Source organism: Rhizobium sp. BR 314 (assembly GCF_047445805.1).
In the GTDB taxonomy this organism is placed as follows: domain Bacteria; phylum Pseudomonadota; class Alphaproteobacteria; order Rhizobiales; family Rhizobiaceae; genus Rhizobium; species Rhizobium lusitanum_B.
This window is the reverse complement of the sequence record NZ_JARWLA010000014.1, coordinates 1-25,560: the sequence shown is the minus strand read 5'-3', so window position 1 is coordinate 25,560 and position 25,560 is coordinate 1. Positions and strand designations below refer to the sequence as shown.

Sequence of the window (25,560 nt, the reverse complement as noted above, 5' to 3'; positions counted from 1 at the left end):
AAGGTCAGGCCGGCAGTTTTTCTCCGCCGAGATGGCGTTCGAGGAACGGTAGACTGTCCTGGCCCCAGTAAAGTTCCCCGTCATAGCGAAACGTGGGAAAGCCGAAGACACCCGCCGCCTTGGCTGTTTCATAATTTGATTCCCATCTTCCCAGAACTTCTTTGCTTTGCGTGCGGGCTTCGATATCTGCTCCATCAAAGCCTGCCGCATCGGCGATCGCTTGGCGTATTTTGCCGTTGCCGATATCCTCGGCCCGCGTCCAGAAGGCCTCCTGCAAGGCCTGGGTCAGGCCGAGCCAATGCTGCCCTGAAAGATGTGCGGCGATCACCGCCAGGCCTGCCGGCGTTGGATCGGAAAGCGCGCTCCTGTTCTCGAACATCAGCGACCTGCCGCGCAAGGCCGCCCAACGTTTGAGATCCTTCACTCCATAGGCGCGGCGTGCATCGGGTCGATTGCGCGCATAGATGGCGCCATTGTCTTCGATCAGAGGAATGACATAGGGCTCAATCCGTGCGTCAAAGCGCGCAGCCAGTGCTTTGAAAGGCTCCAGCCCGATATAGGCCCAGGGGCTGCCGATCCCGAAAAAATAGTCGATGGTTTTGGTCACTGCGCGCATACTCCGTTTGGGGCAGATGGTTGACTGGCGGTGTCGAATATCAAACGAGGGCGGCCGCTGGCTCTTGGACGATGGCCTGAAACCATATTTGCCGACTCATCTTGAGCGGGTCGGGCAAAAGCACCGGTGGCGACCCAGGGATGTCCTGAGTTCGCGTCGTCGGCGCGCCCGCATCGGCGTTGATGGTGAACCTGGCCGCTATGTCCCAGCCTTCCTTTGTTACATCGAATCCGATCTCAGGCTAGGCAAGGACCGAATGATGAGGAAGGATAAATATTCTCATTCTATGGATTTAATGGAATAATTCAGTGAAGCTCAAGATCGGGCGACCAATGAGAATTGCGGGATCCGCAATCAGGATCTTCCTATATGATCTTCGTTAGCTGGATTTTTCAAAAGTCTGGAACCAAATGACCAACCAGACGGTTTAGCTATAACTTTGATCCGACGTCGATATTCCCCCAGCCGGTAAAGTAGGCGGGGAACTTGAGGAGCTACGATTATGAACATTTCGTCCCGGTTTCGTTCCGTCGCATTTGCCGCCATTGCTGCTGCTGGAATAGGCCTTGCCGGTGCCGCGCATGCCGACAGCGGCACGATCCGCTTTTCCGTTTACAAGGCTGCCTTCTTCGTTGGCGGCTCCGGCGGAGAGGGCACACTGACCTTCCACGGTCGCCATTATCCCATCTCGATCGGCGGTATCTCGGGCGGTCTCGCATTCGGTGCTTCCAAGACCTACTTCCAGGGAACCGTGCGTCATATTCGCCGCGCGCAAGATGTCGGCGGCGTCTACGGTGCAGCTGGTGGCGGCGGTGCTGTCGGCAAAGGCGCCCAGATGATCGTCATGACCAATGACAAGGGCGCTCAGCTCGAGCTGACAGGCAGGCAGGTCGGCCTTCAGGTCAACGCCGACGTCAGCGGCATGAGCATCACGGTGAAGTAGCAATACCCGAAGTATGACGGTCGGGTTCGACCGACCCAGCCGCATCATCGATTATAGTGGCAGAGTTGCATTGGCAGCTCTGCCACGTGACTTGTCCAAGCTATTATCTCAGCCGTCTGTGGCCAGAGGATCGAACGATCTGCCGAGTGACTGACCTCAGGCGATCCGGGCCTGGGTCTGGGGATCGAAGAACACGGCCTTGTCGAGGTTGAATGCCAGCCGTGCGTGCTGGCCCGCCTGAATGCGGACATCGGCACGCAAGCGAGCAACCACCTCTTTGCCGCCGAGCTTGATGACGGCAAATGTGTCGGAGCCTGCCGGTTCGACCACCTCTATCAGGCAATCGTTTTCAGCGACCGTCTTAGCGTTGCGATCGGCGCCATCCGGATCGGTCAGCGCCTCGGGTCGAATGCCGAAGACGACCGGACGTCCGCTATGGGCTTCCAACTGAGCGCGATCGGCTGCGATCGGCAGTTTGATCGGTTCGCCATCGGCGCGTGCCAGTGAGACAGAAAGCCCGTTGCTTCCCTTTTCGATCGTGCCCGACAAGAGGTTCATGGCGGGCGAACCCATGAAATCGGCAACGAACATGTTGGCCGGATTGTTATAGATCTCTGCCGGTGTTCCGAATTGCTGCAGAACGCCATCCTTCAGCACGGCGATTTTCGTCGCCAAGGTCATGGCCTCGATCTGGTCATGTGTGACGTAGACGATCGTCGTCTTCATACGCTCATGCAGGCGCTTGATCTCCGTGCGCATGTCGACACGCAGTTTGGCGTCGAGGTTGGACAGCGGCTCGTCGAACAGGAACAGCTTGGGATCCCGCACCAGGGCGCGGCCCATGGCGACACGCTGGCGCTGGCCGCCCGATAGCTGGCTCGGCTTGCGATCGAGCAGGTGGCTGATCTGCAGCACCTTGGCAACCTCGTCGATCGCCTTCTTGCGTTCTTCGACGGGCACGCCACGCATTTCCATGCCGAAGGAGATGTTGCCGGCAACGGTCATGTTTGGATAGAGCGCATAGCTCTGGAAGACCATGGCAATGTCACGTTTGGAGGGATGCAGGCCAGCAATGGAGCGGCCGTCGACCTGGATATCGCCTTCGCTGATGGCCTCGAGACCGGCAATGGTGTTGAGCAGGGTGGACTTGCCGCAACCGGATGGTCCGACGAGCACCAGGAAGCCGCCTTTTTCAAGCTCGAGATCGATGCCCTTCAGGATATCGACGGCGCCATAGCGCTTCTTCAGTCCGGAAATTTCGAGAAAAGCCATGGCTGTTATCCTTTGACAGCGCCCGCCATCAGACCGCGCACGAAATAGCGGCCGGCGAGTATGTAGACGATGAGCGTGGGGACGGCGGCAATCATGGCGGCAGCCATGTTGACATTGTATTCGACCACGCCGGTCGAGGTATTGACGACGTTGTTGAGTGCGACGGTCATCGGCATGGAGTCCCCGGTGCCGGCGTAAGCGGACGCGAACAGGAAGTCGTTCCAGATATTGGTGAACTGGTAGATGACGGTCACGACGATGATCGGCAGCGAGCTCGGCAGCATGATGCGGCGGAAGATCTGGAAGAAGCCGGCGCCGTCAACCTGGGCGGCTCTCACAAGCTCGGTCGGAAAGGCCTCGTAATAGTTACGGAAGAACAGCGTGGTAAAGCCAAGGCCGTAGACAACGTGGACGAAGACCAGATTGACGGTCGAATTGCCGAAGCCGAAGCTGAAACCGGTCGCATCCTGCAGCGTTCCACCGAAGCGTCCGAGCGCGCCGAGGATGGTCGCCATCGGCAACAGCACCGACTGGAACGGAATGAAGCAGGCAAACAGCATCAGGGCAAAGACCAGCGTATGGCCGGGAAAGCGCCACTTGGTCAGCACGTAGCCATTGAGCGCGCCGAGGATGGTCGAGATTGCCACCGCCGGTACGACCATTTTGATCGAGTTCCAGAAATAGCCCTTGATGCCGGCGCAGGTGAGGCCGACGCAGGTCTCGCCCCATGCCTTCAGCCAGGGATCGAAGGTGGGTGATTTCGGCAGCGCCAGCATGTTGCCGTTCTGGATTTCGTCCATGGTCTTGAACGAGGTGACCAGCATCACGAACAGCGGCGCGAGATAAAACAGCGCGAACAGGAACAGCAGGCCGTAGATGACGACGCGGCTGATCCAGCGGCGGTGGTTTGCGCCATGCGCATGGCCAACCGCGGGAGAAGCAAAGGAGCTCATCGTGCCTTCTCCTTCAGTTCGGAATAAAGATAGGGAACGATGATCGCCGAGATGGTCATCAGCATGATCACCGCGCTGGCCGAGCCGACCGCCATTTCATTGCGCTTGAAGGTGTACTCATACATGAAGTTCGACGGCAGCCAGGCCGAGCCGCCGGGCCCGCCCGAGGTCAGCGCCACCACCAGGTCGTAGGATTTGATCGCCATGTGGGCGAGCACGATGAAGGCGGAGAGAAATACCGGCCGCAGCAAGGGGATGATGATGCGGCGATAGAGCTGGAGCGGCGAGGCACCATCGATCTGCGCGGCCTTCATGATCTCGCTGTCGATACCGCGCAGTCCGGCCAGGAACATCGCCATGACGAAGCCGGAGGCCTGCCAGACGCCGGCGATGACGACGGTATAGATGACGAAGTCCTTGTTCTTGATCCAGTCGAAGTGGAAGCTTGTCCAGCCGAATTGATGCAGGGTCTGCTCCAGACCGAGGCCCGGATCGAGGAACCATTTCCATGCGACGCCGGTCACGATGAAGGACAGCGCCATCGGATAGAGGAAGATCGGTCTGAGCATGCCCTCGCCCCGGATTTTCTGATCGAGCAGGATTGCCAGAAGCAGGCCGAGCGCCAGGCATATGAACACGTAGAGAAAGCCGAAAATCCCCATATTGACGATCGACGTATACCAGGACGATGGCGGGTCGTTTTCGAATGTCCAGCGCCATAGGCGCTGATAGGCGCGTGCGCCCGTCAGGTCGTAGGAGGGAAATGTCTTGGAGTTCGTGAAGGACAGATAGACCGTCCAGAGGATAAAGCCGTAGACGAAGACCAGCGTGATGGCGAAACTCGGCGCAAGCACGATCCTCGGCAGGGCGTCCTGCAGGCGGGCGCGGAATGACACTGTTGGCTGCGCCGACACCGCTTCCCTTGTTGCAATTGAGCTCATGGGCTTCATCTCCTCCTCGGGGTAGGCCTGCTATAAAAGGCTTCCCCACCTCAAGCGGGGAAGCCGGTCTCACGACCCGCTATCAGCGTGCGTCGTCGATCGCCTGGACGAGCTGCTTGACAGCTTCGTCAGAGGACTTGATCTGGCCGTGGACGAACTTCGAGACCACGTCCTTATAGGCGTTGGCGATTGCCGGAGGCGCACCATAGCCCTGGGCGAGCGAGCCGAACAGCGTGCCGCCTTCATTGGCATGCTTCAGGTCGGCGATGCCTTTCTTGCCGCAGGCGTCGAAGGCGGTGTCCGGCACGTCGGTGCGGGCGGGAACCGAGCCCTTGACGACGTTGAAGGCCGACTGGAAGCTCTTCGACAGTGTTGCGGTTGCAAGCGCCACCTGGGCGGCCTTGCGGTCGGCAGGAACGTTGAACATGCCGAACATGTCGGAGTTATAGATCACGCTGCCTTCGGTGCCGGGGAAGCGGTAGCACAGATAGTCCTTCTCCGGGGTCTTCTTGGCGGCGACGAATTCGCCCTTGGCCCAGTCGCCCATGACCTGTACCAGCGCATCACCCTTGATGACCATGGCGGTCGCAAGGTTCCAGTCGCGGCCCGAGAAGTTCGGGTCAACATATTTGACGATCTTGGCGAGGTTGTCGAACGACTTCTTCATCGTGTCGGACTTCAGCGAAGCCTCGTCGAGGTCGTTGAAGGCCTTCTTGTAGAATTCGGGGCCGCCGGTCGAAAGCACGATCGAGTCGAACATCGTCGCTTCCTGCCAGTTCTGGCCACCGAGCGCGAGCGGAACGACACCCGCAGCCTTGGCCTTGTCGAGAAGCGCGATCAGATCGTCGAAGGTCTTCGGCTGCTTGCCGCCGATCTTGTCCATGACGGCCTTGTTGATCCAGAGCCAGTTGACCGAGTGAACGTTGACCGGAGCTGCGACCCACTTACCGTTATAAACCGAGAACTTCTGCAGCGCCTTCGGCACCGAATTGTCCCAGCCTTCCTTCTTGGCGGTCTCCGTCAGGTCGCCCATCACGCCAGCCTGAGCGTAGTCGAGCACGGTGTAGCCGAGCATTTGCGAGGCCGTGGGATAATTGCCGGCGGCAACCATGGCCTTCAGTGCCGTCATGGCTGCATCGCCGCCACCGCCGGCGACCGGTACGTCCTTCCAGGCATAGCCTTCCTTGGAAAGATCCTGCTTCAGCACGTTGAGCGCTGCGGCTTCGCCGCCAGACGTCCACCAGTGCAGCATCTGCACTTCCTTGACGTCAGCGGCGCGCGCCGAGACGCCAGCACCAGCAACCGCCAGCGCAATCATTGCAGTCGTCGTCAGAAATCTACGCATTGATAGCCTCCCAAATTTGCAAGTCGTTCAAGCGAAGGTCCTCCCCCGCTTCCCTAAAAGCCTCCACCGTCGAGCGGAAGCTATTCCGCTGGCGACTTTGTTCGCCGCGAAGCATTTAAAACGTTATAAATATTCTCAAGTCAAGATGTCGATGCACGCCTTCATATTCGCTATAAATGCGTGAATATGCTCGTAAATGTCACGATTTTCCGAGGATGCTGCGGTCCGATTTTTCAAATGTTAATACCGAAAACGTTTGCATCGGCGTATTTGCACTTCGTTTCGAAACAGCGTACAAGGCGATCACTCCGAGGCAGGCTGGGTATTCCCTTGAAAGACACTTCCGGAAAATCCGCGTCCCTTGCGAAGACAGCGCGCAGAAGCGCCAAACCGACGCTGCGAACCATTTCCGAAATGACGGGCTTTGCCGTTACGACCGTGTCGCGGGCATTGAGCAATGCACCTCAGATTTCGATCGAGACGCGGGAGCGCGTCCATGCAGTGGCTGCGCAGATCGGCTATCTGCCCGATCGCGCCGCGCAACGTCTAAAGACAGGCAAGACCAATGTCATCGGCATCCTGCTCGATCCGCATGAGGAAATTCTCGGCTATGGCATTTCCATCATGCACGGCCTGGCCAAGGCTTTGCGGAACACCGCTTATCATCTGATCGTAACACCGAATTTCATCAATGGAAGCAATGTCGAAGCCGTTCGCTACCTAGTGCGCAACGGGATGGTCGACGGGTTGCTCTTATCCCGAACGGAACCTTTCGATCCGCGTGTTCGCCTTCTGTTGGAAAGCGGCTTTCCGTTTGTCACACATGGGCGAACGGAATTCACGGTCGACCATCCTTTCGTCGACTACGACAATTTCAGTTTTGCCTATGAGGCGACGAAGCGATTGGTGGAACGCGGCCGGCGAAAGCCGATGATCATCCTGCCACCGAGACGGCTGACTTTTTCGCAGCACCTCCTGCATGGTTTCATGACCGCCGTCCGCGAGGCGGGCGTCGACTACGAGATTCCTGAGGAGATCGATCTCGATTGTCCCGTCGAGCAAATTCGTGAATATATGAGCCGACGCGCCTCGCAGCCCGGCTCACCCGACGGCTTCACCTGCGGCGGCGAGGTTTCAGCTCTTGCGACTATTACCGGCATGGGCGACAACGGCCTGACACTTGGGGTGGAATATGACGTGGTGGCGAAACGCACCTCGAAGCTGCTGAGCCAGATCCAACCCAAGGTCGAGACCATCTATGAGGATCTGGTGGATACCGGCGAGCGAATGGGCCATGTCCTGCTTGCCTCCATCGCCGGCGATCAGACGATCGAAAAGCAGGTCTTGCTGAAGCCCGAAATCGGCTTTCCGGTGCTTTCGGGTGCCGACTGAATAATCAGGACCCGATCTCGTGCTACGACGCCATGGACGGTCTCTCGTGACAACGCGCAGACGACGGCCAAACGGCCGCCTCCTAAGCTGCAATCGTGCTTGCCTCTCTATTGGAGGACCTGCGTCGCCGCCCGATAGCGCTCTGCTGCAACCGGTGTGAAGCGATGGGCGCCCCATGCTCCCGCCGAAAGGGCGACCGGGAATGGGCGCTCCGGCGGACTCCAGCGCGGGGAAACGCCAAGCACGGGCAGCGCCCGCGCCATGATGGATCCAGTCACGGGAACGGCATTCCAGCCGGAAGTGCGGAAACCGTAGGTTTCCGGTAATCCCTTTGGCTCATCCAGAATGGTCAGAAACAGATATTTGGGGTTGTCGATTGGCGTCACGCTCATGAAAGAGGTGAGGACCCTCTCCTTGGAGTAGCGGCCGCCAACCACTTTCTCGGCCGTCCCTGTTTTGCCGCCTATGTAAAAGCCCGCAACATTTCCGCCCCTTGCCGAACCGACCTCGGCATTAAGCCGCATCAAAAAGCGCAGGGTTTCGCCTGTCTTTGCGGTAATGACGTTGTTCGCGAGAATCCGATCTTCAACCGGCGTGCCCTTGATGAAGGTCGGCTGGATGAGGCGCCCGCCATTGATCAATGAGGCGATTGCCATGCTTGCCTGCAGCGGTGTGACCGCCATGCCGTGCCCGAAGGCAACGGTCACGGTGTTGATGTCTCCCCATCGCGGCGGAAGGATTGGAACGGCGCTTTCGGGAAGCTCCGTCGTCAGTCGATCGAATTGCCCCATCTTCTTCAGAAAGTTCTGTTGAGCCTGCTTGCCGACCGTCAGAGCCATGCGCCCCATAGCGATGTTCGAGGAATGAATGAAGGCTTCCGGCAAGGTCAGCGGCCTTTTCTGTCCGCGAAAATCCGAGATCGTGGAGCGCCCCAGGCGTAACGGCTGGCTGGCATCGATGACGGAATTCAGATTGAAGGCGCCGGAATCGAGCGCCATTGCTGTCGTCAGCGCCTTGAAGGTCGATCCCATTTCAAACGTGCCGACGGAAATCCGGTTGATGCGATCGGACCGCAGCGCATCGGACGGTATGTTGGGGTTGAAGTCCGGAAGCGAGACGAGGGCGACGACTTCGCCATTCGTTACGTCAAGTATAAGCCCGGCCGCGGCAATTGCGGAAAACTTGTCCATCGCCTTGCGAAGTTCGTCTTTCAGGATGAATTGCGCGCGCAGATCCATGCTGAGCTCGATAGGGTGCAGCGCATTCGCATCGAACTTCAGACCTGTATCCCGCAGGATCTGCAGGCCTTGGCCATCGATCCACTTTTCGATTCCCGCGATGCCGATATTGTCGGTGTTGACGGCGCCGAGAACATGCGACGCCAGATCCCCGTTCGGATAGAGCCGTTGCGTCTCCTCGCGGAAGCCCACGCTCGGGATTCCGAGGTTCCAGACCTGGTTTTTGGTTGCAAGCGGGATCTTGCGCTTGACCCAGACGAAACCTCGGTCCGTGTCGAACCGTCGATAGAGCTCCGCCGGGCTGAGATCCGGAAACACGGAGGTCAACCCTTCAACTGCCTCGTTGATATCAACCAGTCGGCGTGGCTCGGCATAGATCGAGGCCACCGGTATGTCCATTGCCAGTACCGTGCCGTTGCGATCGACGATATTGGGTCTTGCGACCGATGGCGGTATCAGGGCGGCTGCAGACGGTGGCGGAGTATGCAGCCCGAAATGCACAAGTCTGGCGCCGATGATTGCGTAGGACAGGATGAAGATGATCGCCAGAAACGCGATCCTCAGCCTCAGTGCGGGAGGGGACGGCCGCCGCCGCCGCTTGCGAAGCGGGGGCAGCGGCATTTTTTTCATGTAGAAGCGCATCGTCATGGCGTGCCCCATGAGCGCCGGGCAGTCATTGGACCGATATGGGCGTGAAGTGACGCGGATAGGCGCTGGCCGTCAAACGGATGCGCCCCGCCAGAAGCGTGGGAATGCCTTGCCATGATTTCCTACCGGAGGTGTTGGGAGATGAGTTCGGTGGGGAATCAAAGACGGGGTGGCCGCTCGAACATAACAGCGTCGTGGTGCGGCGCCTTGGCTTGAATCAGCAGCCATTTGGCGGATTTCTCCGCCAATCTGTCTATGGATGACGTGGCGACCAGCCAGGGAACATCATGCGTATGATCTGCGCCCTGATCGCTGTGATTATGGTCGTCTGCGGAGAGATCTTCGTCCAATTGCATCCCAGCGGAGCGTGTATCAGCGCCGGCAAGGAGCTCTTGGGAGGAGGTCTCAAAAGCGAGAGCAGGCGCGGTCGGAGACAGGACCAGCGCGATGGCCAGCATCCACGCGACGATCAACAAACGCACAAACCTGTCTAGACGTTCGACCATGCCGCAAATGGTTAGGCAGGAATGTTTAACGTCTCGTTAACCCTGTTGCAAAACGAGATGGCGGCGCGCTGCAGCGCCTTCTCCAGCAGGATGCTCTGCGACTTGATCTCCTCTCCGATGAAGGGCTCCCATCTTCACCCACAAGGCCATGACAAGATTGGTTTCCGCGACGGCCAGTCTTGTCGCCTTTGCCGCAAACTTGTCACGGATGAACCGCGCGGCTTCCTCAAACCGCGCTCGTCCGACACCTGCTGCCTGCGCGTTCGGCTATCAATTTTGCAACACTCGTCGAGTTCCGTAATTTTCAAGTCTCTTATGTATGGACAACGATCGGTGCGGGCTATGTTATGCGACCTGAGGTCGGATACTGGTTTGAAAGCGATGCGGTTTGTAGACTTGCGGCTTATCGGGATGCTGAGATCGCGCAGCCGGCGCCAAGCCCGCGGCCGCGTTGATGCTTACGAGCCATGGGTTCATGCGGCGTTTGATCGCTTTGAACGCGAAATCGCGGCCTTTTATCGACGATCTCAATTCACCGTTGTGGCCTGACGGGCGAAATGCCGTTCGGCGTGACTTTCAGTTGGGCCTATTGAGGCTCCATTCTTGCTGCAAGGCGTCGACGAAGCCTGCGGCGAGTGCCGGACGGGCTTTCGGAAAAGCTCGCCCGATAGCTGCGGGAAAATGCCGAGGCAGAGTTGAAGCCTGTTGCTGCGGCGATTTCTGCAAAAGTATCTTTCGTTTCGATCACTTTGCGTCGCGCCGCATTCAGTCGAAGTGCCAGGTAATGCACATGTGGGGGGACCCCAATGCTGTCCTGAAAAAGACCCTGCAGATGGCGGGCGCTGACGCCAACCCGCCGCGCCAGACGGGCAAGCAGCAATGGCTGCTCGATATGTTCTTCCATCAGGCGAATGGCCTGGGCGACGCGAGGGTCGCGCATGTGCAGACCCGCAGTCGAGGGGGAAAGCTCAGCTGCATTTTGACCGGATGACGGTTCGTAGATGAACAGCCGGCTGACCTCGAGCGCCAGCGAATAACCTTGCCGCCGGCGGATGATTTCCAGCATGAGGTCGACCGTCGGCAGCGAACCCGCCGTCGTGATCCGCTTGCCGTCGATCGCGAAGCGGTCCCTGGTCGCCCTCACTTGCGGATAGGCGAGGGCGAAGTCATCGAAATCTTCCCAGTGAACGGCGGCCGAGACATTATCGAGAAGACTCGCCTCGGCGAGAATCCAGCTGCCGGATTCAATGCCGGCAATCATCGAGCGATGACGTGCCGTCTGTGACAGCTGCATCTTCAATGCCTGCGTGGCGCTGCGTCGCCAATTGTAGCTGGCAAGAACGAATAGCGGTGTCGTCTCGGACATTGGTCGGAAACTTCCGGAGGCGGGTACCGGGACGAAGCTCGTCGTCTCCACCGGGGCACCATCAAGCGTGAACAGTCGCCAGCGATAAAGCTCCGCTCCGGAAATACGATTGGCCCCGCGCAACGGTTCGATCACCGAAGCGATCAGAATAAGGTTCGTCTCCGGCAGGATCAGGAGATCGATGTCGAGCGTCTCATTGGCCAATGTGAGCATTCAGCAATCCTTCGATCGTTCCGAAACTGTATCGAATGCCTCCGATAATGCAAAGCAAGAATGCGCCTCATGCCTCGTAATGTCCTTAATACGAGGGAGAACAAAAATGCCTCTTACGATGAATCGCGATGTCTTCATCACCTGTGCCGTCACCGGCGCCGGCGACACGGTTTCCAAATCCAGCCATGTTCCGATCACTCCCAAGCAGATCGCGGAATCCGCGATCGATGCCGCCAAGGCTGGGGCAGCAGTGGTTCACTGCCACGTTCGCGACCCGGAAACGGGCGCCGCCAGCCGCCGCAACGACCTTTACAAGGAGGTCACGGACCGTATCCGTTCCGCCGACGTCGATGTCGTGCTGAATCTGACGGCCGGCATGGGCGGCGACTTGATATTTGGCAATGTCGAGAGCCCGTTGCCACTCAATGCCAAGGGCACAGATATGGCGGGTGCCACCGAGCGCGTGAGCCACGTCGCCGAATGCCTGCCGGAAATCTGCACGCTCGATTGCGGCACGATGAATTTCAGCCTCGGCGACTATGTCATGACCAATACGCCTGCCATGCTGCGGGCCATGGCAAAGAAGATGACGGACCTCGGCGTTCGCCCGGAGATCGAGGCCTTCGATACCGGTCATCTCTGGTTCGCCAAGCAGCTTGCCGAGGAGGGCCTGATCGAGGATCCCGTCCTCATCCAGCTCTGCATGGGCATCCCCTGGGGGGCGCCCGATGACCTCAACACATTTATGGCGATGGTCAATAACGTTCCCAAAAGCTGGACCTTCTCGGCCTTTTCCATCGGCCGCAACGCGATGGCCTATCCGGCGGCTGCGATCCTTGCCGGCGGCAATGTCCGTGTCGGGTTGGAAGACAATCTTTATGCCGGCAAGGGCATGCTCGCGACAAACGCGCAGCTTGTCGAAAAGGCGGTGCAGGTTGTTGAAGGCATGGGCGCGCGCATCATTGGCCCCGAAGATGTCCGCAAGAAATTGAAACTGACGAAGCGCTGAGGCTCCGATGACCAAGATCAACAAGGCGGCCTGTATCGGCGGCGGCGTCATCGGCGGCGGATGGATCGCCCGCTTCCTGCTGGCGGGCATCGATGTCGATGTCTACGACCCGCATCCGGAAGCAACCCGTATCGTCGGCGAGGTTCTGGCAAATGCCGAAAAAGCCTATGCGATGCTGACTGGCGCACCGCTTCCGCCGCGCGGCAAACTGACATTCAGGGACACGCTGGAGGCAGCCGTCGCCGGTGCCGACTGGATCCAGGAAAGCGTGCCCGAGCGGCTGGATCTCAAGCGCAATGTGCTGACACAGATCGATGCCGCGGCAAAGCCGGATGCGCTGATCGGCTCATCCACCTCGGGGTTGCTGCCAACAGACCTGCAGCGCGACATGCGCCATCCGGAGCGCCTGTTCGTCGCCCACCCCTATAATCCCGTCTATCTCCTGCCGCTCGTCGAGATCGTCGGCGGCGAGAAGACCAGCCCTGCCACGATCAAGGCAGCGATGGAGCGACTGCCGCCCATCGGCATGAAGGGCGTCCATATCGCCAAAGAGATCGAGGCTTTTGTTGGTGATCGCTTGCTGGAGGCGCTTTGGCGCGAGGCGCTGTGGCTGATCAAGGACGATATCTGCACCGTCGAGACGCTTGACGATGTCATCCGCTATTCCTTCGGTCTGCGCTGGGCGCAGATGGGCTTGTTCCAGACCTATCGCATTGCCGGCGGCGAAGCGGGCATGCGTCACTTTCTTGCCCAGTTCGGCCCGGCTTTGCAGTGGAACTGGACGAAGCTGATGGATGTCGTCGATCTTGACGACGCACTCGTCGAGAAGATCGGCCAGCAATCCGACGAACAAGCCGATGGACTGTCGATCCGCGAACTCGAGCGCATCCGCGACGAAAACCTCGTGGGTATTCTCCAGAGCCTGAAAGGCGGCCATGGCGGCAAGGGCTGGGGCGCCGGCAAGCTGCTCAAGGATTTCGAGCAGCATCTTTGGGCTGCGGGCGGAGAAAAGAAGCAGACGCTGGAGGTTACAAAGCCGCTGCGCCTGATCGACACCAAGGTCAGCCCGGCCTGGGTCGACTACAATGGCCATATGACCGAGCACCGCTATCTGCAGGTGTTCGGCGACACCTCGGACGCGCTGCTGCGCCTGATCGGCGTCGATATGGACTATGTCGAGCGCGGCCACAGCTACTATACGGTGGAGACCCATATCCGCCATCTCGGCGAGGCAAAGCTTGGTCAGGCCATCCATTCGACCGCGCAGATCCTCGCATCCGACGAAAAGCGGCTGCATGTGTTCCATGCGCTGCACGATAGCGAAAGCGGCGATGTAATCGCCACCGCCGAACAGATGCTGCTGCATGTCGATGCAAAGGCCGGCAAGGCCGTTGCTGCACCGGAGGAGATACTGGTGAGATTGAGGCCGATCGTCGCTGGCCATGTCGCCTTGCCAATGCCGGAGGGAGCCGGCCGTCATGTGGGACAAAAACGCTAGGAGGAAGCGATCGTGAATTTCGGACTCAGCGAAGAACAGGAGATGATCGTCCAGACGGTCAGGGACTTCGTCGAGACGGAGATCTATCCGCACGAAAACGAAGTCGAGCGCACCGGCATCGTGCAGTCTGAAATCGGAGACGAGATCCGGCGCAAATGCATCGAACTTGGTTTCTATGCCTGCAATTTCCCGGAGGAAATTGGCGGCGCCGGGCTCGATCACGTCACCTTCACGCTCGTCGAGCGCGAGCTTGGGCGCGGTTCCCTGGGGCTCACCGTCTTCTTCGGCCGTCCATCGGGTATCTTGATGGCCTGCGAGGGCGAGCAGCGCGAGCGTTATCTCCTGCCGGCGGTGCGCGGCGAGCGCGTCGATGCGCTTGCCATCACCGAACCGGACGCCGGTTCCGACATGCGCGGCATGAAATGCGCAGCCAAGCAGGATGGCGATGATTTCGTGCTCAACGGTACGAAGCACTTCATCTCGCACGCCGATGTCGCCGATTTCGTCATCGTCTTTGCCGCGACCGGCGAAGAAGACACGCATCGCGGTGTCAAGAAGAAGATCACGGCCTTCCTGGTCGATCGCGGTACGCCAGGCTTCGAGATCCTCAAAGGCTATGATTCGGTTTCCCATCGCGGCTACCATAACTGCATCCTGAATTTCACCGACTGCCGTCTGCCGAAGTCGCAGGTGCTCGGCGAGCTGCATCGCGGCTTCGATCTTGCCAATCAATGGCTTTACGGGACGCGTTTGACCGTTGCCGCCACTTGTGTCGGCCGTGCGCGTCGCGTTTTCGATCTGGCTCTGCCCTATGCCGCCGAGCGCAAGCAATTCGGCAAGCCGATCGGCGCCAATCAGGGCGTCTCCTTCAAGCTTGCTGATATGATCACCGAAATCGACGCAGCGGACTTGCTCACGCTGGCCGCCGCCTGGAAGCTCGATGCCGGCATCCCCGCCAATCGCGAGATTGCGTCGGCCAAGCTTTATGCCTCGGAAATGCTTGCCCGCGTCACCGACGAGGCAATCCAGATCTTCGGCGGCATGGGATTGATGGACGACTTGCCGCTTGCCCGCTTCTGGCGCGACGCCCGCGTCGAGCGCATATGGGACGGTACCTCCGAGATACAGCGGCATATTATCAGCCGCGATCTGCTTCGGCCGTTCGGAGCATGAGCCCATGACGCAGCGCTCGCTCGATCGCCTCATCAGACCCAGAACGATCGCCGTCTTCGGCGGTCGCGAAGCCCGGCGCGTGATCGAGCAATGCGATCTTCTGGGGTTTTCCGGCGAGATCTGGCCGGTGCATCCGACACAGGAATGGGTCCTCGGCCGCCGGTGCTATCGGTCGGTCGCCGACCTGCCCGGCGCGCCGGATGCCGCTTTCGTCGGCGTCAATCGGACGCTTACCGTCGATATCGTGCGCGAGCTTTCTGCGAGAGGAGCTGGCGGCGCGGTCTGTTATGCTTCGGGCTTCAGCGAGGCGGTTACGGAACTGGCGGATGGCGCGGATCTGCAGCGGGCTCTGGTTGAAGCGGCCGGTGCCATGCCGATTGTCGGGCCGAACTGCTACGGCATGATCAACGGGCTCGACGGCGCTCTGCTCTGGCCAGATCAGCATGGCATTGTAAGAAGCGAGCGCGGCGTTGCCATCCTCACGCAATCTTCCAACATCGCCATCAATCTGAGCATGCAAAGACGCGGCCTGCCCGTCAGCTATCTGATGACGGCAGGCAATCAGGCGCAGACCGGATTGTCGGATCTCGCCCAGGCCGTTCTCGCGGATCCTCGTGTCACCGCCGTCGGCCTGCATATCGAAGGCTTTGGCGATGTCAGGGCGCTTGAAGCTCTTGCGATGCATGCGAGGGAGTTGAAGAAGCCCGTCGTCGCGCTGAAGGTCGGAAAATCCGAGCAGGCCCAGCGTGCCACCGTCTCGCACACGGCCTCGCTCGCCGGCAGCGATGCGGTTGCCGACGCCGTTCTTGATCGTCTTGGCATTGGTCGCGTCTCAACGCTTGCGGAACTCATCGAAACGCTGAAACTCCTGCATGTCGCAGGTCCGCTCGACAGCAATGCGATCTCTTCGATGAGCTGTTCTGGCGGCGAAGCATCGCTGATGGCCGATGCAGCCGTCGGCCGCAATGTCGAGTTCCGCGCCTTGAAGGCCGAACAGCTGCCGGCTTTGCGCGCGAGCCTCGGGCAGATGGTGACGCTCTCAAACCCGCTCGACTATCATACCTTCGTCTGGGGCGACTTGGAGCGCCAGACGGAGGCCTTCAGCGCCATGTTCGCCGGCGGCTACGCCCTCAATCTACTCGTGCTCGACTTTCCACGCGAGGACCGCTGCGATGGCGCAGACTGGATGATCACAGTCTCGGCCGTTACCGCGGCCGCAAGACAGACGCGTGCCCGTGCCGCCATCTTGGCAACGCTGCCGGAAAACATGCCGGAAGCCATCGCCCGGCAATTGATCGAAACCGGCATCGTGCCGCTTTGCGGCATCAGCGAGGCTTTGGCTGCTGCCGAGATTGCGAGCGGCGTCGCCGATGCCTGGAAAAGACCGCGACCCTTGCCGCTCCTCGATGCGCAAGCCGATGCCGGAGAAATCGAGACCCTGAGCGAAGCTGCCGCGAAGGTTGAGCTTGCGGCGGCAGGCCTTACCGTGCCCCTCGGCAAGACCGCGGCCACGGCAAGTGAAGCGGCTGATCGCGCTGAGGAGCTCGGCTTCCCTGTCGCGCTCAAAGCGCTCGGCGTCGAACATAAATCCGATGTCGGTGCGGTCAAACTCAACCTATGGGATAGAAAGGCCGTCAAAGATGCGGCGGAAGGAATGAGTCATGTGGCGCTGAGATTTCTGGTTGAACGCATGGTCGATCGCCCTCTTGCGGAGTTGATCGTCGGCGCAGTCCGAGATCCCGTCGTCGGGCTGACCCTGACGGTCGGTGCGGGCGGAATTCTCGTGGAATTGCTTGAGGATTCTGTCGTTTTGACGCTTCCGGTCACGAAAGCCGAGGTGTTGGACCGGATTTCGCGGCTCAAAGTCCGCAAGCTGATCGAAGGCTATCGCGGCCATTCAAACAGCAGCCTCGAAATCGTCGCCGATGCCGTCGTATCGGCGGCAGAATATGTCGTAAAGAACGCTGCGCGGCTCGAGGAACTGGACATTAATCCCTTGATGGTTTTGGCTGGATCCGGTGGCGTCGTCGCTGCGGATGCCCTCATTCGGCGAAGGAGGTAGCAGAAGTTGCAGGACCCCATTCGAACCCGATGCGATGATGGCATCCTCGAGGTTGTCGTTGACCGGCCGAAGGCGAATGCCATCGATCTGGAAACCAGCCGCAAGATGGGACTGATTTTTCGCGATTTTCGCGACAATCCCGATCTGCGGGTCGCGATCGTCACCGGCGCTGGCGAGAAGTTCTTTTCCGCCGGCTGGGATTTGAAAGCCGCAGCGGCTGGGGATGCCGTGGATGGCGACTATGGTGTCGGTGGTTTCGGCGGTCTGCAGGAGCTGCGCGACCTGAACAAACCGGTTATTTGCGCTGTCAACGGCATCTGTTGCGGCGGTGGCCTGGAGATCGCACTTTCGGCAGATCTGATCATAGCCGCCCCCCATGCGACCTTTGCGCTGCCGGAAATCCGCTCGGGCACGGTTGCTGATGCTGCATCGATCAAATTGCCGAAACGCATTCCGTATCACATCGCGATGGACATGTTGCTGACCGGCCGGTGGCTCAACGTTGAAGAGGCGCACCGCTGGGGCTTCGTTAACGAGATCGTCGTCGCCGACAGGCTGATGGACAGGGCGTGGGAGCTGGCGCGCCTGCTCGCAAGCGGGCCACCGCTCGTTTACGCAGCCATAAAGGAAATCGTCCGCGAAGCGGAGGGTACGACGTTTCAAACTGCCATGAACAAGATCACCAAACGGCAGTTTGCGACCGTCGACGTCCTCTATTCGAGCGAGGATCAATTGGAAGGTGCCCGGGCTTTCGCCGAGAAGCGAGCCCCAATCTGGAAAGGAAAATAGGGGCGGCGGCAACCGCAGCATTTTTCCTACATGGTCACGGACATCAGGCGTCAGGCGGAAGAGGAAACCGTTTCCTGAGGCTCGCTGTTCGAGAATTCTGTCAACACGACAAAAAGAAGGAACAGGGGAATGAACGACTATACGAAGTACTTGGCAAATCGCGTCACGTCCGGTGGCCTCAACCGCCGCGAATTCATGGGACGTGCAATGGCAGCCGGTGTGACTTTAGCACTCGCCGACAAGCTTTTTACCGAAAGTGCAATGGCAGCCGAACCGAAGCGCGGCGGTCATCTGAAGCTCGGCCTTGAAGGTGGTGCTGCAACCGATTCCAAGGATCCGGCGAAATTCCTGTCCCAGGTCATGTTCTGCATCGGCCGTTGCTGGGGCGACATGCTGGTCGAATCGCATCCATTGACGGGTGCTGCCGTTCCCTCGCTCGCCGAATCCTGGGAGCCGTCAAAAGATGCCGCCACCTGGACCTTCAAGATCCGCAAGGGCGTGAAGTTCCACAATGGCAAGGAGCTGACGATCGACGACGTCGTTGCCACGCTCAAGCGCCATACCGATGCGAAATCGGAATCGGGCGCACTCGGTGTCATGAAGTCGATCAAGGACATCAAGGCCGACGGCGACAACCTCGTCCTGACGCTGACCGAAGGCAACGCCGACATGCCGTTGCTGCTGACCGACTATCACCTCGTCATCCAACCAAACGGCGGCAATGACGATCCGCTCGCATCGATCGGCACCGGCCCCTACAAGATGGTCAGTTTCGAGCCGGGCGTGCGCGCGACCTTCGAGCGCAACAAGGACGACTGGCGCACCGACCGCGGCTTTGTCGACAGCGTCGAGATCATCACGATGAACGATGCGACCGCGCGTATCGCTGCACTTTCGTCCGGCCAGGTCCATTATATCAACCGCGTCGACCCGAAGACCGTGGATCTTCTGAAGCGTGCGCCCACCGTGGAGATCCTGTCGACCGCGGGCCGCGGACACTATGTCTTCATCATGCATTGCGACAAGGCGCCCTTCGACAATAACGACCTGCGCATGGCCCTCAAATACGCCATGGATCGCGAGACCATGGTCAAAAAAATCCTCGGCGGCTACGGCAAGGTCGGCAATGATTTCCCGATCAACAGCACCTACGCCCTCTTTCCCGAAGGGATTGAACAGCGCGCCTACGATCCCGACAAGGCCTCCTTCCACTACAAGAAGTCCGGTCATAGCGGCTCGGTTCTTCTGCGCACTTCCGAAGTCGCGTTCCCCGGTGCCGTCGACGCCGCCGTCCTTTATCAGGAAAGCTGCAAGAAGGCCGGCATCACCATCGAGGTCAAGCGCGAACCGGGCGACGGCTACTGGACCAACGTCTGGAACGTCCAACCCTTCTCTACCTCCTATTGGGGCGGTCGGCCGACGCAGGACCAGATGTATTCGACCGCCTATCTTTCGACGGCGGACTGGAACGACACGCGTTTCAAGCGTCCCGATTTCGACAAGCTTCTGCTTCAGGCCCGTTCCGAACTGGACGAAGCCAAACGCAAGGAGCTCTATCGCGCCATGGCGATGATGGTGCGCGACGAAGGCGGCGTCATCCTGCCGATGTTCAATGATTTCGTGAATGCCTCCACCAAAAAGGTGAAGGGCTATGTTCATGACATCGGCAACGACATGTCGAACGGCTACGTCGCGACCCGCGTCTGGCTGGATGCCTGATGCCCAAACCAGGCGAATAGGCCCTCATCCCTGAGGAAGCCGGGACCGCGGATGATTTTCGCGGTCCTCCCGACGTTTAAGCGCGAGGCATCGGCCATGTCCAATCTGCCCCCCGGAACCGTTTTGCCCGGGCTGAGGTTCAAGCAGCGTTTCCCGTTGCTGTCCCTCATCATCGAGCGTTGCGTGCTCAGCATCGTTCTTTTGTTCGCCGTTTCCATCCTGATTTTCGGCGGGCTTGAGGCGTTGCCGGGCGATTTCGCCACCACCTATCTCGGCCAGTCGGCAACGCCGCAGGCGGTCGCCAATATCCGCGAGGAACTCGGTCTCAACCGACCTGTCGCCACCCGCTACGTTCAATGGCTCGGCAATGCCGTCAAGGGGGATTTCGGCACCTCATGGGCGAGCAAGAACTCGGTCAGCGAGCAGATCGGCAAGCGCCTCGGCAATTCGCTATTTCTGGCCGGGTTTGCTGCCTTGATCTCGGTGCCGCTGGCGGTTTGTCTGGGCATGCTCGCCGTCCATTTCCGAAACCGAATGCCGGACAAGATCATCAACGTCATATCGCTGGCGGCGATCTCGCTGCCGGAATTCTTCATCGGTTATCTCCTCATCATGTTCTTTTCCGTGAAGTTCGGAGTTGCGACCTTTCCTGCGACCGTCTTTGACGGCATGGGCTTCATCGATCGACTAAATGCAATCGCCCTGCCAACGGCAACCCTCGTTCTGGTCGTGCTTGCGCATATGATGCGCATGACCAGGGCGGCCATCTTGTCGGTCATGTCGTCGGCCTATATGGAGACGGCCGAGCTGAAGGGGCTCTCGGCCTTCCGCGCTATCGTCAAGCATGCAGCGCCCAACGCGCTGGCGCCGATCATCAACGTCATCGCGCTGAACCTTGCCTACTTGATCGTCGGTGTTGTCGTAGTCGAAGTCGTCTTCGTCTATCCCGGCATGGGCCAATACATGGTCGATGCGGTGACGGTCCGTGACATGCCCGTGGTACAGGCTTGCGGCCTGATCTTTGCGGCGGTCTATATCTTCCTCAACATGACCGCCGATATTCTCGCCATCATTGCCAATCCGCGCCTGAGGCATCCACGATGAGATTGAGAGATATCCCCATCACCGCCTGGGTCGGCATGGCCGGCATTCTGATTGCCTTCGTCTGCGCGATCTTTGCCCCCTGGATCGCGCCTTACGGCGAGACGGAAGTCGTCGGCAATGTCTGGCAGCCTGCCGATGCACAATATTTCTTCGGCCTCGACAATCTCGGCCGCGATATCCTGTCGCGTCTGATCTACGGCACCCGCACGACGCTCTTCGTCGCGCTGGGGGCAACGATCATTTCCTTCTCGCTCGGCATCATCCTGAGCTTCACCGCCGCCGTCTCGCGCGGCTTGATCGACACGATCTTCTCGCGCTTCAACGACCTGATGATGTCGATCCCGACCTTGATCTTCGCACTCGTCGTGCTCGCCGTCCTGCCGCAGAACCTGATCGTGCTGATCCTCGTCATGGCCATTCTCGATTCCACCCGCGTCTATCGCCTCGGCCGTGCCGTGGCGCTCGATGTCGCGGTCATGGAATTTGTGGAAGCAGCCAAGCTGCGTGGCGAAGGCAGGCTCTGGATCATCTTCCGCGAGATCCTGCCCAATACGCTGTCGCCGTTGCTGGCGGAGTTCGGGCTGCGCTTCGCCTTCTCGATCCTGTTCCTCTCGACCTTGTCCTTCCTCGGTCTCGGCATCCAGCCTCCGGCTGCTGACTGGGGCGGCATGGTCAAGGACAACAAGGATGGGATCATCTTCGGCATTTCCGCCGCCCTCGTGCCAGGTTCCGCTATCGCGGCTCTGGCAATCTGTGTCAATCTGGTGGTCGACTGGCTCTTAAGGCGCACCTCCAGCCTCAAGGGAGGGCGTGGCGATGCCTGAGCTTCTTTCCGTACGCGACCTGAAGATCGAGGCAACCAGCTATCCCCCCGGCGAACCGCCGAAACGCGTCACCATCGTCGATGGTGTCTCCTTCGGTCTTCAGAGGGGCAAGGTGCTCGGGCTGATCGGCGAGTCCGGTGCCGGCAAGTCCACCATCGGCCTTTCGGCACTGGCCTATGGCCGCGGCGGCGCCGAGATTACCGGCGGCCAGGTGCTGCTCGACGGCAAGGACATCTTGCCGCTCGGCAAATCCGGCATCCGCAGGATCCGCGGCGCGCGGGTTTGCTATGTCGCCCAATCGGCCGCCGCCGCCTTCAATCCGGCGCATCGGCTGGGTGCCCAGGTGATTGAAGCGACCGTCAAGCACGGTCTGATGACGAAGGAAGAGGCCAGGAAGCGAGCGCTCTATCTCTTCAGGGTCCTTGGCCTGCCCAATCCGGAAACATTCGGCGAGCGCTATCCGCATCAGGTCTCGGGTGGTCAGTTGCAGCGCGCCATGACCGCCATGGCGCTCTGCTCGAACCCCGAGCTGATCGTTTTCGACGAGCCGACGACCGCCCTTGACGTGACGACGCAGATCGATGTGCTGGCAGCGATCAAGCACGCTATCGAAGAAACTCATACGGCAGCGCTCTACATCACGCATGATCTTGCTGTCGTCGCCCAGATTTCCGACGACATCATGGTGTTGAGGCATGGCAAGTTGGTTGAATATGGCAGCGTCCAACAGATCATCGAGGCGCCGCGGCAGGATTATACCCGAGCGCTTGTCAACGTCCGGCAGGAGGCGCGGGCAGAAGCTGCCGATCAGTCAAGCGCGCTGTTGAGAGTGGAGAATATCAGCGCGCAATATTCCAATGGTTTCAAGGTTTTGCACGATGTTTCGCTACATGTGCCAAAAGGTCAGACCTTGGCTGTTGTCGGCGAGTCCGGCTCGGGCAAGTCGACGCTAGCCCGTGTCATAACCGGCCTTTTGCCGCCAAGCGACGGACGGATCATATTCGATGGCAAGCCGCTGACACCGGCGTTGAAGAACCGCTCGCGCGAGGAGCTGCGCCGCATCCAGCTGATCTACCAGATGGCCGATACGGCCATGAATCCGCGCCAGACGGTGCGCGATATCATCGGGCGTCCGCTGACTTTTTATGATGGCCTGCACGGTGCGGCCAAGACCGCGCGGGTGAAGGAGCTGTTGGATCAAATCGAGATGGGCAATGGTTTTATCGACCGCTACCCGGCCGAGCTCTCCGGTGGTCAGAAGCAACGCGTTGCGATCGCCCGTGCGCTTGCGGCCAAGCCTGAACTTATTTTGTGCGACGAGCCGACATCGGCGCTCGACCCGCTCGTCGCGGAGGGCATTCTGAAGCTGTTGCTCAGGCTGCAGGAAGAAGCTCATCTTTCCTATGTCTTCATCACCCACGATATCGCGATCGTGCGGGCGATCGCCGACAGTGTCGCTGTCATGCATCGTGGCAAGCTGGTTCGCTTCGGTCCGAAGTCGCAAGCGCTCTCGCCACCATTCGACGACTATACCGACCTGTTGCTGAAGTCGGTGCCCGAGATGGAGATCGGTTGGCTGGAACGAGTTCTGACGACCCGAAGGATGGAGAGCGCCGGAAACTGAAGCGGCGTTCTCAGATCGATCCGGCGCAGCGACTGGCTGCGGCGCATATGGCTGCAAAGCCGGCGCGGGCTCCATCGCTCACGTGCCTTGCCCGCAACCATGCATGCACCATCTGGGGTTCTTCTCGGAACCAGACTTCGACACCCGCCTGTGCCAGTCGGGCGGCATAAAGGCGACCATCGTCGCGCAGCGGATCGAAATGCGCCACCGTAATGAAGGTTGGCGGGAGACCGGCAAGCGATGCCAATGCAAGCGGCTCGGCTACAGGATCGCCTGACGGCGCCTGCAGGATGTTGCGGTAATAGGCAACATCGGCACTCGTCAGTCCCGGAGCATCGCTCATCTCCAGGTAGGAGCCGGAGACGAGATCGCCGCCCAGTGCGGGATAGATCAGGATCTGCCCGACAATACCCGAAAGCCCTTCGGTCCGCGCCCTGATCGCCAGTCCGGCCGCCAGATTGCCGCCTGCGCTGTCGCCGATCAGCACCACGGACTTTTCTTCCGCAAGCAACTGCCTCAGGACGGCGAAACAATCGTCCGTCTGCGCTGGCCATCGATGCTCCGGGGCGAGACGATAATCGACCGAAACCAGGTGAGCTCCGACACGATCGGCAATCTCGGCGCAGATGGCGTGATGGCTCTGGAGCGAGCCGACCACGAAACCGCCGCCATGCAGATAAAGCAGGCTCGTCGTTGTGCGGATGTTGGCCGGCCGATAGTGACGAACCGGAATTGCCCCGGCAATGAGAGCGTCAATCGTGGCCATACCCTGAGGCAAAGGCTGATCAAAACGAGCACAAAGCGCGTCATACCATAGGCGTTGCTGGGCAATGGACGCCGTCACCGCATCTGGAGGGTAGAAGGAATCGCAAATATCCAGGAAACTCAAGATGGCTGCTTCAGTCGGCATTGGACGCTGCGGAGAACTCATCGGTAAATCTCTGTTCCTGAATTGCACGATGTCATAGCACATCAGGCAATCTTCCACTTATCTCCCTACGGCCGTCATCGTCACGCTCGCGACACTCCTGCGAACCGGTCTCATTGCAGCTCTTGTGACGGGGTGCTTTGGCGATTTTCCTCGACCGATTGCGCCAAGTCGGAAATGGCGGGTTGAGATACTAGCTGGCAGCGGCTATCTGGTGCCAGCCCCACAGGAGGGTGTTTCACTAACGACAAGGTGCATGCCGGCATGATTCCAGATTTTCTCGTCACTCATTCGGGTGGATTCCATGCCGATGAACTCATGTCCAGCGTCATCCTGACCAGGCTTTTCCCACAGGCCCGCGTCGTTCGCAGCAGGATGCCAGAGTGGATCACACCTGGTTCAGACCGCATCGTCTATGATGTCGGAGGCAAATATGACGCCGCAGCACGGATTTTCGATCACCATCAGCGTGGCGCGCCGTTGCGCGACGACGGTCAGCCTTTCAGTTCGTTCGGATTGATCTGGAAGCACTATGGTCGCGACTACCTCATGGCCTTGGGTCTTCCAGAGGCGCATGTCGACACGGTTCACGCCTCCTTCGATGCGAGCTTTGTGCTGCCAATCGATCTGGTGGATAACGGTGCGCTCAGCCCCTCGGCTGCGGGGCCGCTGGCCTCACTGACGCTGCCAGCGCTCCTCGAAACTCTGAAGCCTGTTTTCGACGAAACCGACCCCGAAGCTGACGATCAAGGGTTCCACCATGCGCTTTCGATCGCCCGTAGCTTCGTCGAGGCGAGGATCGGACAGAGTGCCGCAAAATTGCGCGCCGAGGCGATCGTTCATCAGGCAATCGTAAGGACGGGCGAGGGGCGGGTTCTGGAGCTTCCGATGGGAATGCCGTTCCGTCCCGCAATCGTAAAGGCAGGCGCGGACCACCTGCTGTTCGTCGTTCATCCGCGCGAGAAGGATTGGTGCCTGACCGGTATCCGCCGGGCGGAAGACGGCTTTGCTCTGCGAGCCGATCTGCCGGCAGCCTGGGCTGGGCTGACCGATCGCGATCTGGAGATGGCCTGCGGCATCGAGGGAGCAACTTTCTGTCACAATGGTCGCTTCATCGCCGCTGCCAAAACTCGCGAGGCGGCACTTGCCATGGCGGAGCTTGCAGTGACCGAGGCGATTTCCTCGGCGAAAAGCCGGCCTTAAACAGCCTGTGTGAGAAGTCCGGCTAATCAATTAAAGTGGCCGCATTGGAAACGATGCGGCCATTTTCATGGGATATATTTCAGGGACTGATCGGGGTCAGAGGTCGCTATTGCCAGCGCGGATCGAGGATTACGTTGCCGCAGATGCCGCGGTGCGCGTGATCGATGCCTTTGTCGATGGGCTTGATGTTGCGC

The 25,560-nt window shown here is 59.6% G+C and carries 22 protein-coding genes; 13 read left to right on the top strand and 9 right to left on the bottom strand.

Translation table 11 applies throughout. The features are described from left to right. Positions 1-4: 4 nt before the first annotated feature. Complete coding sequence (locus QD461_RS18390) at positions 5-607, bottom strand: 2-hydroxychromene-2-carboxylate isomerase (RefSeq protein WP_414089042.1); 603 nt, start codon at positions 605-607, stop codon at positions 5-7. A gap of 511 nt (positions 608-1,118) precedes the next feature. Between QD461_RS18390 and QD461_RS18385 the strand changes: the two genes are divergently transcribed. Continuing rightward, entirely contained in the window at positions 1,119-1,559 is a 441-nt protein-coding gene (locus QD461_RS18385) for a hypothetical protein (RefSeq protein WP_414089041.1), read from the top strand. A gap of 156 nt (positions 1,560-1,715) precedes the next feature. Here the strand turns inward: QD461_RS18385 and QD461_RS18380 are convergent, their stop codons facing one another. From QD461_RS18380 to QD461_RS18365, 4 genes are all read right to left on the bottom strand, one after another. Beyond that, positions 1,716-2,831, bottom strand: a complete 1,116-nt coding sequence (locus tag QD461_RS18380) for an ABC transporter ATP-binding protein (RefSeq protein WP_184705862.1) — start codon at positions 2,829-2,831, stop codon at positions 1,716-1,718. 5 nt (positions 2,832-2,836) lie between these two features. Next, complete coding sequence (locus QD461_RS18375) at positions 2,837-3,784, bottom strand: carbohydrate ABC transporter permease (protein WP_414089040.1); 948 nt, start codon at positions 3,782-3,784, stop codon at positions 2,837-2,839. Continuing rightward, positions 3,781-4,725: a carbohydrate ABC transporter permease gene (locus QD461_RS18370; RefSeq protein ID WP_414089039.1), complete on the bottom strand. Its 945-nt coding sequence runs from the start codon at positions 4,723-4,725 to the stop codon at positions 3,781-3,783. Before QD461_RS18370 ends, QD461_RS18375 begins: the two co-directional genes overlap by 4 nt. Before the next feature lie 82 nt (positions 4,726-4,807). Next, positions 4,808-6,070 carry an ABC transporter substrate-binding protein gene (locus QD461_RS18365; protein ID WP_414089038.1) on the bottom strand — a complete coding sequence of 421 codons (1,263 nt, stop codon included), beginning with the start codon at positions 6,068-6,070 and terminating at the stop codon, positions 4,808-4,810. Between the two features lie 330 nt (positions 6,071-6,400). Between QD461_RS18365 and QD461_RS18360 the strand changes: the two genes are divergently transcribed. Beyond that, positions 6,401-7,462 carry a LacI family transcriptional regulator gene (locus QD461_RS18360; protein ID WP_281414656.1) on the top strand — a complete coding sequence of 354 codons (1,062 nt, stop codon included), beginning with the start codon at positions 6,401-6,403 and terminating at the stop codon, positions 7,460-7,462. 107 nt (positions 7,463-7,569) lie between these two features. On the opposite strand, the gene QD461_RS18355 is transcribed toward QD461_RS18360, so the two are convergent. Together QD461_RS18355 and QD461_RS18350 are read right to left on the bottom strand one after the other, a co-directional pair. Further along, positions 7,570-9,348 (bottom strand): peptidoglycan D,D-transpeptidase FtsI family protein, encoded by a 1,779-nt coding sequence (locus tag QD461_RS18355; RefSeq protein ID WP_414089037.1) that lies wholly within the window; start codon positions 9,346-9,348, stop codon positions 7,570-7,572. Positions 9,349-9,506: 158 nt separating this feature from the next. Continuing rightward, complete coding sequence (locus tag QD461_RS18350) at positions 9,507-9,854, bottom strand: hypothetical protein (RefSeq protein ID WP_414089036.1); 348 nt, start codon at positions 9,852-9,854, stop codon at positions 9,507-9,509. Between the two features lie 21 nt (positions 9,855-9,875). Here QD461_RS18350 and QD461_RS18345 point away from each other — a divergent pair, with 21 nt between their 5' ends. After that, on the top strand, positions 9,876-10,403 hold the full coding sequence (locus QD461_RS18345; protein ID WP_414089035.1) for a hypothetical protein: 528 nt from the start codon (positions 9,876-9,878) through the stop codon (positions 10,401-10,403). 37 nt (positions 10,404-10,440) lie between these two features. Here the strand turns inward: QD461_RS18345 and QD461_RS18340 are convergent, their stop codons facing one another. Then, positions 10,441-11,433, bottom strand: a complete 993-nt coding sequence (locus tag QD461_RS18340) for a GlxA family transcriptional regulator (RefSeq protein WP_184705874.1) — start codon at positions 11,431-11,433, stop codon at positions 10,441-10,443. A gap of 106 nt (positions 11,434-11,539) precedes the next feature. On the opposite strand from QD461_RS18340, the gene QD461_RS18335 reads away from it, so the two are divergent. From QD461_RS18335 to QD461_RS18295, 9 genes are all read left to right on the top strand, one after another. Beyond that, positions 11,540-12,442 (top strand): 3-keto-5-aminohexanoate cleavage protein, encoded by a 903-nt coding sequence (locus QD461_RS18335; protein ID WP_184705876.1) that lies wholly within the window; start codon positions 11,540-11,542, stop codon positions 12,440-12,442. Between the two features lie 7 nt (positions 12,443-12,449). Next, positions 12,450-13,940, top strand: coding sequence for a carnitine 3-dehydrogenase (locus tag QD461_RS18330; protein ID WP_414089034.1), 1,491 nt, complete (start codon positions 12,450-12,452; stop codon positions 13,938-13,940). 12 nt (positions 13,941-13,952) lie between these two features. Further along, entirely contained in the window at positions 13,953-15,113 is a 1,161-nt protein-coding gene (locus tag QD461_RS18325) for an acyl-CoA dehydrogenase family protein (protein WP_414089033.1), read from the top strand. A 4-nt stretch (positions 15,114-15,117) separates the two neighbouring features. Further along, positions 15,118-17,175 (top strand): acetate--CoA ligase family protein, encoded by a 2,058-nt coding sequence (locus QD461_RS18320; protein WP_414089032.1) that lies wholly within the window; start codon positions 15,118-15,120, stop codon positions 17,173-17,175. A 6-nt stretch (positions 17,176-17,181) separates the two neighbouring features. Further along, positions 17,182-17,964, top strand: coding sequence for a carnitinyl-CoA dehydratase (locus tag QD461_RS18315; RefSeq protein WP_414089031.1), 783 nt, complete (start codon positions 17,182-17,184; stop codon positions 17,962-17,964). 129 nt (positions 17,965-18,093) lie between these two features. Beyond that, positions 18,094-19,683 carry an ABC transporter substrate-binding protein gene (locus QD461_RS18310; RefSeq protein WP_414089030.1) on the top strand — a complete coding sequence of 530 codons (1,590 nt, stop codon included), beginning with the start codon at positions 18,094-18,096 and terminating at the stop codon, positions 19,681-19,683. A gap of 96 nt (positions 19,684-19,779) precedes the next feature. Further along, complete coding sequence (locus tag QD461_RS18305; protein ID WP_414089029.1) at positions 19,780-20,787, top strand: ABC transporter permease; 1,008 nt, start codon at positions 19,780-19,782, stop codon at positions 20,785-20,787. Next, positions 20,784-21,611 (top strand): ABC transporter permease, encoded by an 828-nt coding sequence (locus QD461_RS18300; RefSeq protein WP_184705889.1) that lies wholly within the window; start codon positions 20,784-20,786, stop codon positions 21,609-21,611. The genes QD461_RS18305 and QD461_RS18300 overlap by 4 nt, the downstream gene beginning before the upstream one ends. Next, a complete protein-coding gene (locus QD461_RS18295) occupies positions 21,604-23,235 on the top strand; it encodes an ABC transporter ATP-binding protein (protein WP_414089028.1) in 1,632 nt (543 codons plus the stop codon). Before QD461_RS18300 ends, QD461_RS18295 begins: the two co-directional genes overlap by 8 nt. Positions 23,236-23,245: 10 nt before the next feature. Here QD461_RS18295 and QD461_RS18290 read toward each other — a convergent pair whose 3' ends face one another. After that, positions 23,246-24,166, bottom strand: coding sequence for an alpha/beta hydrolase (locus tag QD461_RS18290; RefSeq protein ID WP_414089027.1), 921 nt, complete (start codon positions 24,164-24,166; stop codon positions 23,246-23,248). Between the two features lie 261 nt (positions 24,167-24,427). Between QD461_RS18290 and QD461_RS18285 the strand changes: the two genes are divergently transcribed. After that, positions 24,428-25,366 carry an MYG1 family protein gene (locus QD461_RS18285; RefSeq protein WP_414089026.1) on the top strand — a complete coding sequence of 313 codons (939 nt, stop codon included), beginning with the start codon at positions 24,428-24,430 and terminating at the stop codon, positions 25,364-25,366. Positions 25,367-25,560: the final 194 nt, after the last annotated feature.